A 15,104-nucleotide genomic window follows, 5' to 3' on the forward strand; every position below is an offset into this window, starting at 1 on the left:
AATGCCTGGCATCGCGAGACGCCAGGCACACAGGGGGAAAAACAGGAGACGATTAGAAGCGGTAGCCGACGCCCACGCCCACCAGCAGCGGGTCAACTTTCACGTTGCTGATCTTGGCGCCCGACAGGAACACGTCCGAGCGGATCTGGATTTTCTTGATGTCGACGTTGATCGACCATTTGCTGTCGATGTTGAAATCGGCGCCAGCTTGCAGGGCCAGACCGACCGAGTTGTGCTCCAGACCGCCCTTGCCACCGAGCAGATCCACGCCGTGGATCAGGGTGTAGTTGAGGCCGGCGCCGACATAGGGGTCAAAGCCGGTGTTCGGGGCGAAGTGGTATTGCAGGGTCAGGGTCGGCGGCAGGTGCTTGAAGCTACCGATTTTGCCACCGTCCAGGGCCACGTCGTGTTTCTGCGGCACGGTCAGCACCAGTTCCGCAGCGATGTTCGGCGTGAAGTAGTACGAGAAGTCGATGTCCGGGATCGTCTTCGAGCTGACCGAAATACGGTCGGCCTTGCCGGTGCCACCGACCGGGTCCGATTTGTCGGCCGGATCCAGATGCACAGCGCGCAGACGCACCTGGAAGGGCGTTGCGTCAGCAGCGGCGGCGGATTGAGCGAACAGAGCGAGGACTGCGGCAGCGAGAGCGAGACGTTTCATGATCAGGTCTTTCTTACTTGTTGGTAATGACGCCAGTCTATTGATGCAGCGCAGAAAAAAAATTGACCCATATCAAAAACGCCAAACTTCTCGCCAAACCGCAACAGGGCAGGCGCTGCACCGCTTTGGGGCATGCAACATGGCACGGTTCTTGATTCACGGACAGTGTGATTAACGGAATGTTCATCCCCTATGGCCAGCTTCTACAATGAAATGACGGCAGACGGACTGGCCCCCGGCGCCAGCCAGGCCGTCCGCGAGCACTACCTGGAATTTTGCAAATGGCTGGGCCAGCAGAGTCCCGAGACCCTGGCGCGCAAGCGGGCCGAGGCCGACCTGTCCTTCCGCCGCGTCGGCATCACCTTTGCCGTGTATGGCGACGACGCCGGCACCGAGCGCCTGATCCCGTTTGACCTGATTCCGCGGATCATTCCGGCGGCCGAATGGGCCCAGCTCAAGCGCGGCCTCAGCCAGCGCGTGCAGGCGCTCAATATGTTCATTCACGACATCTACCACGCCCAGCACATCGTCAAGGCCGGCGTGATTCCGGGCGAGCAGATTTTCCGCAACGCCCAGTACCGGCCCGAGATGCAGGGCATCGAAGTGGCCAGCAATATCTACGCCCACATCGCCGGCATCGACATCGTGCGCGCCGGCGCCGGCGAGTTCTACGTGCTGGAGGACAATCTGCGCGTGCCCTCGGGCGTGTCCTACATGCTCGAGGACCGCAAGATGATGATGCGCCTGTTCCCCGAGCTGTTCGCGCGCAACCGCATCGCCCCGGTCGACCACTATCCCGATCTGCTGCTCGACAATCTGCGCTCGGTGGCCCCGGCCGGCGTGGCCGAACCGACGATCGTGGTGATGACGCCGGGCATGTACAACTCGGCCTATTTCGAGCACGCCTTCCTCGCCCAGCAGATGGGGGTCGAGCTGGTCGAGGGCAAGGATCTTTTCGTCGACGACAACTTCGTTTGGATGCGCACGACCCAGGGCCCGAAGCGCGTCGACGTCATCTACCGCCGCCTCGACGACGACTTCCTCGACCCGCTCGCCTTCCGCCCCGATTCCTCGCTTGGCGTGCCGGGCCTGCTGTCGGTCTACCGCGCCGGCCACGTGACCCTGACCAATGCGATCGGCACCGGCGTGGCCGACGATAAATCGATCTACCCGTATGTGCCGGACATGATCCGCTTCTACCTGAGCGAGGAGCCGATTCTCAACAATGTGCCGACCTGGCAGTGCCGCAAGCCGGCCGACCTCGACTACACGCTGGCCCACCTGCCCGAGCTGGTCGTGAAGGAAGTGCATGGGGCCGGCGGCTACGGCATGCTGGTCGGCCCCGCCGCCACCCAGCAGGAAATCGCCGACTTCCGCGCGCGCCTGATCGCCCGCCCGGACGGCTATATCGCCCAGCCCACGCTGGCCCTGTCGGCCTGCCCGACCTTTGTCGACAGCGGCATCGCCCCGCGCCACATCGATCTGCGGCCCTTCGTCCTGTCGGGCAAGACCATCAGCATGGTGCCCGGCGGCCTGACGCGCGTGGCCCTGAAGGCAGGTTCGCTGGTCGTCAATTCCTCCCAGGGCGGCGGCACCAAGGACACCTGGATACTCGAAGCCTAAGGAGAACACCATGCTCAGCCGCACCGCCGACCACCTGTTCTGGATGGCGCGCTACACCGAGCGCGCCGAAAACACGGCCCGCATGCTCGACGTGCACGTGCAGACCGCCATGCTGCCCCAGACCGACCACGACGCCGACGCCAGCTGGCGCGCCCTGCTCGGCATCTCGGAACTGCAGGGCGCCTTCGACCGCAAATACCCGCAACTGGGCGCGCGCGAAATCATCGACTTCATGGTGCGCGACCCCGACAATCCGTCCTCGATCGTGGCCTGCCTGACGGCCGCGCGCGAGAATGCGCGCGCCGTGCGCGGCGCCCTCACCACCGAAGTCTGGGAAATCAAGAACCAGACCTGGCTCGACCTGCACACGCGCCTGGCCGAGGGCCGCCACCTCAGCGATCCGGGCGCTTTTTTCGACTGGGTCAAGTTCCGCTCCCATCTGTCGCGCGGGGTCACGCTCGGCACCATGCTGCGCGACGACGCCATGCATTTCATCCGCCTCGGCACCTTCCTCGAACGGGCCGACAACACGGCGCGCATTCTCGACGTGAAATTCCATGGCAAGGAGCACGGCCAGGAGGCCAATGCCGAGCGCGACTTCTACTACTGGGCCGCGCTGCTGCGCTCGGTGTCGGGCTTCGAAACCTACCGCAAGGTCTACCGCGATGTGATCACGCCCGAGCGCGTGGCCGACCTGCTGATGCTGCGCCCCGACATGCCGCGCTCGCTGCTGTGCTGCATGAGCGAAGTGCTGAGCAATCTGCGCGCCGTGCGCAATGAACTGTCGGGCGACACCGAGCGCTGCGCCGGCCGCCTGCATGCGGAGCTCCAGTTTGCGCGCATCGAGGATATTCTGGCCGAGGGTCTGCACAGCTACCTGACCCGCTTCCTCGAAAACATCTATGGGCTCGGCAACCGCATCAGCCGCGATTTCCTCGTGCCCCTTGCCGCCTGAGACTGCCATGCGCCTGCACATCCGCCACCGCACCAGCTACGATTACACGGCGCCGCTCGCCTACACGATCCAGCAGCTGCACCTGACGCCGCGCCGCGAAAGCCAGCAGCAGGTGCTGGCCTGGAGCATCCACGCGCCGGGCAAGCTGGCCGCCTTCACCGACGCCTTCGGCAATGCCTCGCACACGCTGACCGTCAACGCCCCCCATCAGGCGCTGAGCATTGTCGCCAGCGGCGAAGTCGAGACCAGCGCGCCCGAGGCCGGCCGCCTGCAGGAGGACAGCCCGCTCTCGCCCCTGGTCTACACGGTGCCGACGCGCCTGACCGCGCCCAACGGGGCGATTCTGGAACTGGCCGCCGCCTGCCTGCCCGAGGGACGCGCCCAGACGCGCGATATGCTGCGCCTGGCCGAGCACATTTTTGGTGCAGTCCGGTACCAGCATGGTGCAACCGGGGTGGCCACCACGGCCAGCGAGGCCATCACCCTGGGCCAGGGCGTCTGCCAGGACCATGCCCATCTGTTTATCGCCTGCTGCCAGGCCCAGGGCATTCCGGCGCGCTATGTATCCGGTTATGTCGACCCCGAAACGGACGACTACGCGGCCAGCCACGCCTGGGTCGACGCCTGGGTCGAGGACCGCACCCACTGCGGCTGGGTCTCGATCGACGTCACGCACGCGCGCCTGATGACGGACGCCTACTGCCGCCTCGCGGTCGGGCGCGACTACGAATCGGCCGCCCCGATCCGCGGCATGCGGCGCGGCGGCGGCACGGAATCGCTGTCGGTCGACGTCCTCGTCACCCAGCAATAGGTACAATCATGGTTTTCCTCAGGATCCAGCAATGACTTACTGTGTTGGCATGCGCCTCGATGCGGGCCTGGTCTTCCTGTCCGACTCGCGCACCAATGCCGGCGTCGACCAGGTCGGCACCTTCCGCAAGATGACGGTGTTCGAGAACCCGGGCGACCGGGTGATGGTGATGATGACGGCGGGGAATCTGTCGATCTCGCAGTCGGTGCGCGAGCTCGTGACCGAGCACGTCGACAGCGAAGGGCGCAGCCTGTGGAATGCGCCGAATATGTTCGAAGCGGCGCGCATCCTCGGCGATGCCGTGCGCAGGGTGCACGAACGCGACGCCAAGGCCCTGTCCGATTTCGGCATCGACTTCAATGTGTCGATCATGTTCGGCGGCCAGATCAAGGGCGAGCGCTGCCGCCTGTTCCAGATCTATGCGGCCGGCAACTTCATCGAGTCGCACAACGAGAACACCTATTTCCAGATCGGCGAGGCCAAGTATGGCAAGCCCATCATCGACCGTGTGGTCACGCCCGCCAGCGGCCTCGACGAGGCGGCCAAATGCGCGCTCATTTCCATGGATTCGACGCTGCGTTCGAATATTTCGGTCGGTCTGCCGCTCGACCTGCTCGTCTACGAGGCCGACAGCCTGGCCGTCACCCGCTTTGTGACGATCGACGAGAAGAACCAGTATTTCCAGATGATTCGCTCAAGCTGGGGTCGCCAGCTGAAAAGCGTGTTCGACGGGATTGCCGATCCGGTCTGGAACGCGCCGCCCGAGCAGGACGCGAATGTCCTGCATGCGAGCGGTCAACAAGGGGGACCGGTGCGCGCCAGCCTGCCCGGCCATGTGGACGCGGCGGCCGTGCCGGCCAGCCACGTGCAGACCCTGGCGCAGATCCCCTGAGCCCGATCAGTTGTTCGGGCACTCCTTACGCAGACGCATGATGGCGCCGCCGAGGTCGTTCGACACGGCGCCATAGGGCGTCGTCACGCCGAGCATGCGCTCGGCTTCGTCGTACTTCTTGGCATTGATGGCCTGGGCCACCTTGCCTGCTTCACGGTGGAACTCGGCGTGCTTCTGCACGACCGTCGTAAAGCTGGGCAGACTGCCGCAACGCACCTTGCCTTCGCCGTGCAGCCATTTGCCGAGCTCGCAGCAATTGTCCTTGCCGATCGAGATCGCATCGAGCTGCTCATGCTTGGCCATGGCCGAGCGGAATTTCACCTTCCATTCAGAATGTTTTTGAAGCGCAGAACCGAGATCCATACCAACCCTTTCCTTCTATAGTTATTTTTACTTCAACAACTTACCCATTGCATCGGACACGGACACCGTCACCGGAATGCCCTGCCCAACACTCTGGGTCACCGTACAAAACTGCTCAAACTGTTCCAGCACGCGATCGAGATGGGCCAGCTGCTCGGCCGGCACGCCCAGGCGCAGATGGGCCCGCATGGCCAGCACGCGCAGACGGCCCGCCTCGTTGCGGCCGACATCGGCCTCGACCGTGCAGCCCAGGGGTTCCGGCTGCTGCTTGAACTTGCGCAGGGCAAATAGCAGCGAGTCGGTCAGGCAGGTCCCGACCGCCGAACACAACAGATGCATGGGCGAAGGGCCGCTCCCCTGGCCGAGGGGCGCCGGCTCATCGGCCAGCAAAGACGGCACGTCTGCGCCGAAATTGATGCGGATTTGATAATCCTGCTGCTGCTCCATCACCACACTGATCACTTTGTCGATCATTTCTTGCTTCCTTTATCAGCCTTTTGATCACTATTTTAACAAACCGCTTTGAATGGTTGACCTCCATAAAACTAGAAGTACAATCTAATATTATGGATACCACTTCCGTCAACGCCCGCATTGCCGCCCAGGTCAGGCAGCTGCGCGCCGCGCTCGGGCTCTCGCTCGAGGCCCTGGCCGCCCGGAGCGGCGTCAGCCGTTCAACGATTTCCCTGATCGAGCGCGCCGCCGCCAGTCCCACGGCCAGCGTGCTCGAACGTCTGGCCGCCGGCCTCGACGTGCCGCTGGCACGCCTGTTCGATACCCCCGACAGCGCCCCGCCCCAACCGCTGGCGCGGCGCGCCGAACAGCCGCGCTGGACCGACCCGGTCAGCGGCTATATCCGCTGCAATCTGACGCCGCCCCAATGGCCGACCGCGCTGCGCCTGGTCGAAGTGATGTTTCCGCCCGGGGCCAGCGTCGCCTTCGATAATGCCGGCCTGAGCGCCCAGCATACCCAGCAGATCTGGCTGATGGAAGGCGAGATGCAGTTGAGCATCGGCGCCACCGACTACAGCTTGGCCGCCGGCGACTGCCTGGCCATGGCGCTCGACCAGCCGATCGTGTTTCGCAACCCCGGCAGCACGGCGGCGCGCTACCTGGTCGCCGTGAGCCGCGAACTGACGAGGACAGCCGCATGAACCAAGCCTACCGCATCCGTCAGGCCGGCGCCGAGCCGGCATTGCTGCCCCAACTGCGCGATGTCTTGCTCGATTGCGTGGCTGGCGGCGCCTCGGTCAGCTTCATGGCGCCGCTGAGTGCGGAACGCGCGACCGCCTTCTGGCAAGCCGTGCTGGCTGGCGTTGCCGCCGGCCAGCGCCTGCTGCTGGTGGCCGAGGATGAGCACGGCGTCGTCGTCGGCACCGTGCAGCTGATCCTCGATCTGCCCGAGAACCAGCCGCACCGGGCCGACCTGGCCAAGATGCTCGTGCACCGGCGTGCGCGCCGCAGCGGTCTGGGCGCGGCCCTGATGCGGGCGGCCGAGGCCGCCGCGCGCGCAGCCGGACGCAGCCTGCTCGTGCTCGATACGGTGACGGGTGGAGATGGTGAGCGTCTGTATGCGCGCCTGGGCTGGCAGCGCGTGGGCGAGATTCCCGGCTATGCCTTGTTTCCGGACGGCCGTCCCTGCGGGACGACGGTGTTCTACAAACAGCTCGGCTGAAGAAGGCGGCGGCGGCAGGGACCAAGGAAACAGGATTCGCGTGAGTGGGCGAGTCCCTGCCGCTTCCGGCGCCCTGCCCGTGCACGTCGGAGCGCACGCGGGCAAAGCAGCGCACGCAGTGTAAGCCAGGCCCCCTGCGCAAACTGTCGCAAAAGTGTCGCGAGTTTGCCCGCCTTTGTGTTCAGGCCAGCGGCGCCGCCCCCCGATTCTCCTCGGCGTCGAGCTCGACATCGCCATAGCTGAGTCCCACACATTCATCGAGCCAGGTCTTCACCATGGCCAGATGCTCGCGCTCGGTCTCGAGGGCGGCGGCGAACTGATCAACAAGCTCATCGAGACCCTGGGCGTCGCACAGGGCCACCAATTGCTCCCAGCCGGCATTGTCGGTCAGCTCGCCGACGAGGACCGCATGCAGGGACTGGGCCACCGTCGTGCGCGGATCGCTGATCACCTGCATCAGGCCCAAGGTCTCGACCCCGGCCACGTCGGCGCAGGGGGTCTGCGTGGTCGGATCGCCGCCCAGCGACTCGATGGCGTCCGCTACCAGCTGCATGTGGTGGTGCTCCTCGTCGCGGATATGCTCAAGCTCGGCCAGCGTCATGCTGATGTCGCTGCCCTGCAGCTTGGCGCGGCACTTGGCGATCAGGGCGTCGTACAGGCGCGTGCCGCTGCGCTCCACGGCCAGGCGTTCGCCGAGCTTATCGAGCAGCAGTTGCGGGTTCTCGCCCTTCAGTACCGTCATGCCGGTGGTCATCATGCCCTTGATCGTGCCCGGCACCGGCACCGAACCGAGCGCATCGCCCTCGGTGTAATACGGCGCGCGGGCGTCGTAGCCGGCCTGACGGCCGTCGGTGACGGCCGTCTGCGGCTCCAGTTCCTGCATGGCCTTGCTGTCGAATGGCGACATCTGAATGCCGGTGCGGTTCAGGCCCAGGTGTTCGGTTTCCATACGCCCTCCTAGTGGATGAGGCCGGCGCTGCGGCTCAGTTCCGTGCCCGGGCGCCAGACGTAACCCGAGGCCACGCGTTCCGACGGCATGCCCTCGCTATTGATATGCGTGCGGTAGGCCAGGCTGGCCTGGCTTTCCTCGTCCAGGCCGACAAAATCGGCGCCGCGCGCGCGCAGGCCCAGTTCCTGCTCCAGCGTCTGGCGGATAAAGCGGCGCTGGCTCTTGTGTTCCATCGGCGGCGGCAGATCGGCCGTGACCAGCTCGGCCGGATCGCGCCCCTCGTGCTGCTGGAACAGCGCGGCGACTGCGTGGAAGTGGCCGAGCTCGTAGTCGAGAAAGCGCTCCCAGATCGCCTTGATGGCCGGATTGGTCTCCTGCTCGACGCAGCTGTAGTAGTTGTAGACCTCGGTCGCCTCGTGCAGCAGCCACTGCGCCAGCCAGCTCTGCTGCGGGTCCAGGAGCGACTCGTACTGGGTGACATGCTGCTCCTCGATCGAGGCGATCTCGGCATACAGCTGGCGCGCCAGCGGATCGCTGAACAGCGGCCCCACATGCATGTAGTAGTCGTGCGTCTGGTATTCGGAGCCGGCCAGGGTCAGCACATGCAGCTTGCTCAGAAACTGGCTCTGCGCCGTGTCGTAGGGGCGGCGCAGATCGTCCTCGGGCGCGCGGTGCTCGACGCAGGTCGGGCGGCCGGGCAGGATGTCGGTATAGCTTTGCAGGATATTGTTCGCATCCTTGCCCTCCAGCCGGTCGAGCAGGGCCGCGTACCGGTACAGATGGTCGAAGTCCTCCAGCAGGCCGAAGCGGAAGGTCTGGGCCAGATAGGGATCGGGCTCGCGCAGCGCCATCGACGCCGTCAGCTCGATCGCCACCTGCTCATAGCCGATGGTCGTCTCCAGCGGCGAATGGTCGGCCCCCAGCAGCCAGTTGACCATCGTGGCCTGATGCTGCTCGACGCGCCGGATCTGGGCCAGCGGCAGGCGCAGCGCCGCGTTCTGGCGCGCGGCCATATGCGAGAAGCGGATCGCCTCCGTCTCGATCCCGTTCATGAGAATGACGCGCACCCGCGTGAAGGCGTCGTCATCGAGCTTGCTGATGCTTGGCTGCACCAGCTCGCGCCAGCTGAAACGCTGCTGATCGAGCGGATAGCCCGGGGTATGCAAAAGCGAAAGTGCCATAAGCCCTCCTGTCTGGATGCGCCGCTCAGGGCGGGCGCACGCCCGGTATGGCCAGCGTGGGCCGGCCGAAGGAATCGCGCAGGGCGTCCGCGCCCTGCTGCGGCAAAGCCAGAGCCTGCAGGTCCTGCCGGTTCTGGCGCGCGACGGCCGTGCTCAGGCCCAGGCGCTTGTCGCGCCCCTCGACCAGACCGGGCGCGGCCTCGCCATCGCGGTTGAACGACCAGGCCAGCACCGGCTCGCCAAAGGGCAGCGGGTCGGCCCCTTCGCCAAACACGCCGCTGTGCCAGAAATGCCAGGTTTTGCCGTAGCTATTGAGCTTCTGGCGCATCAGCGCATGTTCGGCCAGGCGCGGTATGCCGGGCGCCTGCAGCTGCCCGCTGAGAATTTCGCCATTGTGCGGATGCCAGAAGGCGCGCTCGGCCGCGGGCAGGCCGGCGAACAATTTGTCGGAAATGATGAACTCCACACCGGTGAGATTGGCCGCCGCCGTGTTCGCATCGAACAGCACGCACTGGGCGAAATCCTCATTCACCTGATGACAGTAATGGTGTGCCTCCATCTGGCGCTGCGGCGCAGCCTTTAGCGGGTGAAAGCCCGACAGATAGATGTCGAAGCCCTGCACCGGGCGCGCGCTTTGCAGCAGGTCGGCGCCGCGCTCCAGCAGGCCCGTGCGGGCCGAGGTGGGCGCGCCAGGCGGCACGATGGGCGGCGCGACCTTCTCCTGCGCCATGACCAGGGTGAGCAGGCAGAGCGACACAAGCGCAAGCACAGCAGCAACACGATGCCAGACCATGACAACCTCCGTTTCATGGCCCACTCTACGCCGCGCCTGCGCGCCGCCGCCACACGATACGGGTCGGCAAACGCGCCGCGCGCCGCCATGGCATACTGGAATTTTCACTCTCCCCGAACGCCATGCACTACGCCCTGTTCTACACCTACGCACCCGACTATATGAGCCGCCGCGAACTGTACCGCGCCGCCCACCTCGCCCTGGCCTGGGAATCGGTCGAGCGCGGCGAACTGCAGCTCGGCGGCGCGCTCGGCGAGCCGACCGACACCGGCCTGCTGATCTTCCGCTGCGACAGCCCGGCCCCGATCGAACGCTTCGTCGCCGCCGACCCGTATGTGCTGCATGGCGTCGTCACCGCCTGGCGCATCCGTCCCTGGACCACCGTGGTCGGCCCCGAGGCCAGCACGCCCATCCGTCCGTGAATTATCTGGCCCACGTACTGCTTGCCAGCCATAGCGCGCCGGCCATGGTCGGCGCCATGCTGGGCGACTTCGTCAAGGCCGACGTCAGCGCCTGGCCGCCCGAGATGGCGCGCGAAATCACCCTGCACCGCCTGATCGACAGCTACACCGACCGCCATCCCGAAGTGGCCGCTGCGCGCGCCCGCTTCGCCCCGGGCCGGCGCCGCTTTGCCGGCATCGCGCTCGACGTGTTCTACGACCATGCGCTGAGCCGCCAGTGGGACCGGCACAGCGACCAGGACCGGGCCGCCCTGATCGCCGACTTCTACCGCGCCCTCGACAGCCACGCCGCCCTGCTGCCGCCGCGTCTGGCCGCCCTCGCCCCGCGCCTGATCGCGCACGACTGGCTGAGCGCCTATGCCGACTGGGACGGCGTGCGCATCAGCCTGGAGCGCATGGCCCAGCGCCTATCGCGCAATGGCGAGCTGCTGCGCGACAGCGTGCTCGACCTCGAAACCCACTACGCCGAGTTCAGCGCCGGCTTCGAACGCTTCTTCCCCGAGCTGCAACAGTACGTGGTGACCACGCGCGCTGCGATGGTTTAGCGAAGCGGCGCCAGCAGCGCAGGCGCACCGAATTCGATCAAGTCGGCATGCGAACGACGGAAGTAGGTGTCCCAGAAACTCTTCAGTGCCGCCATCGTCTTCGGGTCACGGTAGGACTGCGGCCCCTTGTTGCTCGACTTCGTATCACCGCCGATCAAACCGGCCCCCATCACATAAATCTCGGCACCACCAAAATCGGCTGTCAGCTTTTCCTGTTCCAGCTTTTTCAGCTCAACATTTGGATCAATGCGGCGCACACCACCATTTTGGTAGAAACTGGAAATTGAGGAATTCTCCAGCATGTCCGACACCAGCAGTACTTTGCGCCGGCCCGCCTGTGCAGCCGCCACCTGCTGCGACAGTGCCGACAAACTGGATAGAATATCGGAGCGCGCCAAGGTACTGGTACTTGCTGCCAGCACCTTGCCAATCGCCTCACGCACCAGACGCTGACCGAATTCCGCTTGCCCCTTCAGGCAGGAATCAAACTGACGCAATTTGGGCACGCTGATACTGTCACGCAAACGCGCATCGATCGGGGCCTCCAAAGTGCCGCCCGCAACGCCGTCCAGATAACGCCCCTGCGAGAAGGCCGAAAAGCGGTACACAGCGACCTGTGTACCCGGCTGCAGCTGCGGCCGAACCGCATCCCACAGCGCGCGCTGCAGACTGTCGTCCAGGACCACGGTCTCATCAAGGACGATGAACAACGCCTGCACGCTAGCAGGCGCCGGCACCTCGAGCTTTCCGGCCGCGTAGCAGCTGGGTATCTGATTGTGCAGACTTGCGGCCAGTACGGGCTGACTAGCCAGACAGACCGACAGCAGCAGCATCTTCAGCAAAGTCTGTTTCACAGCAGATCCTCAACTTCCTTGGCGAGTGCTTGTTCGTGCGCCACCTTTTCCTCGGCTGCACGCGCCTCCTTGCGCGCCTTCAGCAGCGGCGCCACTTCGGCGCGCAAGGCCGGATCCAAGGCCATCAGATAGCGTTTGGCGCCCTCGCGGTCGCTGCCAAAGCCGTCGATCCGGGCAACCACGTCCTCCGGTGTCAGGCGCGCCGACGTGGCATTCGCCTGGGCCACAGCCTCGCCGGGCCGGCCCGGCCGCTCAAGCAGGAAATTCTCAAAGGTGTTCTTCAGACCCAGACCGATATTCGCGTGTTGTTCCGCCAAGCGCTGCTGTAGCGTTGTCAACTTGGCTTCTGCCTTCGCCAGAATCGGGCTGAAATAACGCAGATAGTCGTCGTAGGTCGAGAACCCAAGCGTGCCACGGTAGGCATCGATACTATTCTTTCCAGCGAAGCCCCACTTATAGCCGGCAATGATGCCGACAGCCTGCGTGACCACGAAGATGAAAGCCAACATCACAAACGCCGACATACCCTCCATGCGGTCCGAATCGCGCACGTCCTCCTGCGCCTTGGCGTCGGCCGCCTGCTGCGGCGCGGTCACCGCATCCGGCAAGGTCCCGCCATTCCCGAACGGATTGCCGGAAGCCGGCGCGCTCGCTGTACTGGCTTGAATAGTCTCGCGCGCCTGAACACTTGCCAAGTGCTTTACCCGCATCACTGTTGAAGCCACGGCGATCGTCACGATCACCGCCACGGCAATCCCCATCAAGGTGTAGGAGCCTTCGCTGCCGACGCGATTCACGCATTGCGTGTAATGTGGATAAACATCGTCGCCGTGCTGATCATCTTTCAGCGTGATGTTCTCGGTACGGAACTTGCCCTTCTGACCCTCATCACGCCATTCCTTCTGGCAGCGGCGCACCAGATTGGTCCGATACATCTGATGGCCAGCCTGGTGAGTCAAGAAGCCAAGCACCACACACAAAACAAACACGATACCGGCCATCAGCAGCAGACGCGTGTTTTCGGATCCCTCCATTGCCATCCAACTACCGAGCAAATAAGAGAAGCCCATGCCTTCCGCGATGATCAAAAGACCCAGCACCAGGAACAACCAACCCGGAGTCGGACTACGTCCGGTATCCCCAGCCTTGGCCATATAGTCGATCCGGCGATTGAATTCAGCCTCGCTGGTCAGATTGACGAACTGGCGATAGTCCGTGCACAAGGTGCGCTCGGAGTTCGTCCAGGAATTGTCCTTCGCGTAGCGCGAGGAGTCGCGCGCCAGACGCGCCAGCTTGCCGATCAAGGGCAAGCCGTACCAAAAATTCAACCACCAGAAGTCGATGCGGAATTTAAACGTGACATAGATCGCCAGCAGGACCACTAGGGCCACCAGAGACTGCAGCAGCGCGAGATGATTGGAAAAGAGTTCGCTCATAGCTTAGTTACTCGCTCAGGATTTTTTGACGATACGCGGATTGAAATCCGCAACCATGCGCTTGCCATTCGCGCTGTAATAGAGGCTGGAACCAATCGCCTGGCTGGGATCACGACGCGGAATCACGATATCCATGCAGCCAACCGGTCCATTCACGAACACGCGATACAACAGGCCCTGCTCGCCCTGATAGGTATTCACCTCCGGCTCGACCATGTAGTCGGGGCGCGACTGTGCGTTCAGGTTGTCGGCATTGCGAAACACCAGCAGGGTCGGGCGATGCGCTGGCGCCGCGCCGTCGCGCAGCACAGCCACATGGGTAAGCGCCACAAGGTGGCCGTTCACCTTATCCGTCCAAGAAGTGTCGTACAGGTTTGGCATGAACTCTGCCGTTGGGTAAGGCCGCCCGGTGGCGGCGCTGCGCACCGGGTGGGCCACACGGGCGTGGTCCTCCTGGCAGCTGCGCGCCATCGGCAGATCATCCGCCATTGCACTCGAGATGAGCTGCCAGCCCCGGCTGACCACTGGCTTGCCAATGTTTATGATCGCGGCGCCGGCGGTGACAGGGCGGCCACCAAAATCAAAGCCGGGCCCTGCGACGACCACCGGGGCCGCTGGCGCCGCCGGCGCGGGCGCGACGCGCGGCTTGGGACTGGCGGCCTTCGACGTGCGCGTTTTCGGAGCCGGTTCCGGTCCCGCCAGCACAACAGGTGCTGCTGCCGGGATGGTCGACATAGCAGCCGACTCGTGCGGCGAATCCTTGACCTGAGCCCGATAAAACTGTTGATTCGGGCGGCGGCTAGCCAAGTAGCGCTGGAAGCTCGCCTCATCGCTCAAGTCGACGATATCAACCCGACGATTACGTGCACGCCCTTCAGCGCTGCGGTTGTCAGCAATCGGCTGCGTCTCACCACTTCCCTGATAAAACACCTGCTCCGCAGGAAAGCCTGCTTCGATGAATAGTTTGGCGACAGCCTGTGCGCGCTGCTCCGACAGGTCGGCATTCAGCCGTGAATTACCGGTATCGTCAGTATGCCCAACAACCAATACACGCTTTTGGCGCAGACCGGCCACAGCATTGGCCTGCTCCTGGGTGGCTCCCGATGGCAGCGCGTCAGCGCGATACGGCGTTGCGTAGGAATTCGCGATGTCGCGGAAGGCACGCTCGGCCTGTGGATTCAGGCGGTTCGCCCCGGTGTCGAACTGACTGCTCAAGGCGGCATTACCCTCGCCTTCACCACCGACGCTATCGGTCAATTCCCGGCTACTGCCATCCGCGACCGAAACCAACAAGCCCAGCGTCTGATCCTTGGCGACTGGCGGCTCGTCCTCCAGCTGCAGCGCAGCCGCACGCACCTCAGCCATCTGCATCTGCAACTGATTGCGCTGCGCGATTTTATGGAGTTCGCACTTGCGCTTGTCGATTTCAGAACCAAGATAATTGCCTAGGGCCAAGCCACCCAGAGCCCCAACAGCCACGGCCAGCTTGTTGCCATTGCCCTTGCCGACCTGACTGCCAAGCAATCCGCCAAGCAAGGCTCCAATCACCGCGCCAGCGACCTGGCCGGTCTTTTGAGCGCAAGGGTCGTCTCCTCCGCCGCTTCTATCTGCCGCATATGCGGTGCCGGAGCTTGCGTGGGCAAAAATACTGCCCAGCACAAGCGTCAGCACGCTGCGCCGAAATACCTGCTTTTGCATAGCTCTCCCATCACAGTCCGCTATCGGATCTAGGTTTATCGCCCCGAAAAGATGACTCGAGGCAATTACGATGGTAGCTTTTGATGAAGTGCCAATGTTCACACAAAGTCACGTTTTATTTTTTATTAAACAGAGTAGCTGTCGCAACGCAACATTGATATTTTCATCAACCCGAGTAGAACGGGTTATGCTCGGCACTCCTTCCAC

17 protein-coding genes are annotated in these 15,104 nt (G+C 64.0%); 8 read left to right on the top strand and 9 right to left on the bottom strand.

All coding sequences use genetic code 11. The features are described 5' to 3' along the window. Positions 1 to 52: 52 nt before the first annotated feature. The gene (locus tag LZ005_RS20745; protein ID WP_237810421.1) at positions 53 to 661 is read right to left on the bottom strand and encodes an OmpW family protein; all 609 of its coding nucleotides are present in this window, start codon (positions 659 to 661) and stop codon (positions 53 to 55) included. Positions 662 to 853: 192 nt separating this feature from the next. Here LZ005_RS20745 and LZ005_RS20750 point away from each other — a divergent pair, with 192 nt between their 5' ends. Genes LZ005_RS20750 through LZ005_RS20765 form a run of 4 tightly spaced genes read left to right on the top strand, consistent with a single transcriptional unit; the run spans position 854 to position 4,942 of the window. Further along, positions 854 to 2,284 carry a circularly permuted type 2 ATP-grasp protein gene (locus LZ005_RS20750; RefSeq protein ID WP_237810422.1) on the top strand — a complete coding sequence of 477 codons (1,431 nt, stop codon included), beginning with the start codon at positions 854 to 856 and terminating at the stop codon, positions 2,282 to 2,284. A 10-nt stretch (positions 2,285 to 2,294) separates the two neighbouring features. Next, on the top strand, positions 2,295 to 3,239 hold the full coding sequence (locus LZ005_RS20755; protein ID WP_237810423.1) for an alpha-E domain-containing protein: 945 nt from the start codon (positions 2,295 to 2,297) through the stop codon (positions 3,237 to 3,239). A gap of 7 nt (positions 3,240 to 3,246) precedes the next feature. Continuing rightward, on the top strand, positions 3,247 to 4,050 hold the full coding sequence (locus tag LZ005_RS20760) for a transglutaminase family protein (RefSeq protein WP_237810424.1): 804 nt from the start codon (positions 3,247 to 3,249) through the stop codon (positions 4,048 to 4,050). Positions 4,051 to 4,081: 31 nt separating this feature from the next. Continuing rightward, positions 4,082 to 4,942: a proteasome-type protease gene (locus tag LZ005_RS20765; RefSeq protein WP_237810425.1), complete on the top strand. Its 861-nt coding sequence runs from the start codon at positions 4,082 to 4,084 to the stop codon at positions 4,940 to 4,942. A 6-nt stretch (positions 4,943 to 4,948) separates the two neighbouring features. Here the strand turns inward: LZ005_RS20765 and LZ005_RS20770 are convergent, their stop codons facing one another. Both LZ005_RS20770 and LZ005_RS20775 read right to left on the bottom strand, forming a co-directional pair. Further along, positions 4,949 to 5,305 (bottom strand): CZB domain-containing protein, encoded by a 357-nt coding sequence (locus LZ005_RS20770; RefSeq protein ID WP_269106902.1) that lies wholly within the window; start codon positions 5,303 to 5,305, stop codon positions 4,949 to 4,951. A gap of 27 nt (positions 5,306 to 5,332) precedes the next feature. Beyond that, positions 5,333 to 5,779 (bottom strand): OsmC family protein, encoded by a 447-nt coding sequence (locus LZ005_RS20775; protein WP_237810427.1) that lies wholly within the window; start codon positions 5,777 to 5,779, stop codon positions 5,333 to 5,335. A gap of 92 nt (positions 5,780 to 5,871) precedes the next feature. Here LZ005_RS20775 and LZ005_RS20780 point away from each other — a divergent pair, with 92 nt between their 5' ends. Next, positions 5,872 to 6,459 carry a helix-turn-helix domain-containing protein gene (locus LZ005_RS20780; protein WP_237810428.1) on the top strand — a complete coding sequence of 196 codons (588 nt, stop codon included), beginning with the start codon at positions 5,872 to 5,874 and terminating at the stop codon, positions 6,457 to 6,459. Then, a complete protein-coding gene (locus tag LZ005_RS20785) occupies positions 6,456 to 6,980 on the top strand; it encodes a GNAT family N-acetyltransferase (RefSeq protein ID WP_237810429.1) in 525 nt (174 codons plus the stop codon). The genes LZ005_RS20780 and LZ005_RS20785 overlap by 4 nt, the downstream gene beginning before the upstream one ends. 181 nt (positions 6,981 to 7,161) lie before the next feature. Here the strand turns inward: LZ005_RS20785 and LZ005_RS20790 are convergent, their stop codons facing one another. The 3 genes from LZ005_RS20790 to LZ005_RS20800 are packed head-to-tail and all read right to left on the bottom strand — an operon-like array spanning position 7,162 to position 9,903. After that, positions 7,162 to 7,929, bottom strand: a complete 768-nt coding sequence (locus tag LZ005_RS20790; RefSeq protein ID WP_237810430.1) for a ferritin-like domain-containing protein — start codon at positions 7,927 to 7,929, stop codon at positions 7,162 to 7,164. 8 nt (positions 7,930 to 7,937) lie between these two features. Further along, positions 7,938 to 9,110: a hypothetical protein gene (locus LZ005_RS20795; RefSeq protein WP_237810431.1), complete on the bottom strand. Its 1,173-nt coding sequence runs from the start codon at positions 9,108 to 9,110 to the stop codon at positions 7,938 to 7,940. Between the two features lie 25 nt (positions 9,111 to 9,135). Then, positions 9,136 to 9,903, bottom strand: coding sequence for an OBAP family protein (locus tag LZ005_RS20800; RefSeq protein ID WP_237810432.1), 768 nt, complete (start codon positions 9,901 to 9,903; stop codon positions 9,136 to 9,138). 122 nt (positions 9,904 to 10,025) lie between these two features. Between LZ005_RS20800 and LZ005_RS20805 the strand changes: the two genes are divergently transcribed. Both LZ005_RS20805 and LZ005_RS20810 read left to right on the top strand, forming a co-directional pair. Then, on the top strand, positions 10,026 to 10,325 hold the full coding sequence (locus LZ005_RS20805; protein ID WP_237810433.1) for a YciI-like protein: 300 nt from the start codon (positions 10,026 to 10,028) through the stop codon (positions 10,323 to 10,325). Next, positions 10,322 to 10,909: an ACP phosphodiesterase gene (locus LZ005_RS20810; RefSeq protein ID WP_237810434.1), complete on the top strand. Its 588-nt coding sequence runs from the start codon at positions 10,322 to 10,324 to the stop codon at positions 10,907 to 10,909. Before LZ005_RS20805 ends, LZ005_RS20810 begins: the two co-directional genes overlap by 4 nt. Here LZ005_RS20810 and LZ005_RS20815 read toward each other — a convergent pair. From LZ005_RS20815 to LZ005_RS20825, 3 genes are read right to left on the bottom strand one after another with little or no spacing between them, the layout of a single operon-like run. Then, entirely contained in the window at positions 10,906 to 11,763 is an 858-nt protein-coding gene (locus LZ005_RS20815) for a hypothetical protein (protein ID WP_237810435.1), read from the bottom strand. The two genes, LZ005_RS20810 and LZ005_RS20815, sit on opposite strands and share 4 nt — an antisense overlap. After that, on the bottom strand, positions 11,760 to 13,199 hold the full coding sequence (locus LZ005_RS20820) for a hypothetical protein (protein WP_237810436.1): 1,440 nt from the start codon (positions 13,197 to 13,199) through the stop codon (positions 11,760 to 11,762). The genes LZ005_RS20815 and LZ005_RS20820 overlap by 4 nt, the downstream gene beginning before the upstream one ends. A gap of 15 nt (positions 13,200 to 13,214) precedes the next feature. Further along, positions 13,215 to 14,897, bottom strand: coding sequence for an OmpA family protein (locus tag LZ005_RS20825; protein WP_237810437.1), 1,683 nt, complete (start codon positions 14,895 to 14,897; stop codon positions 13,215 to 13,217). Between the last annotated feature and the right edge of the window lie 207 nt (positions 14,898 to 15,104).

The organism is Massilia sp. TS11 (assembly GCF_022012445.1).
In the GTDB taxonomy this organism is placed as follows: Bacteria; Pseudomonadota; Gammaproteobacteria; order Burkholderiales; family Burkholderiaceae_D; genus Telluria.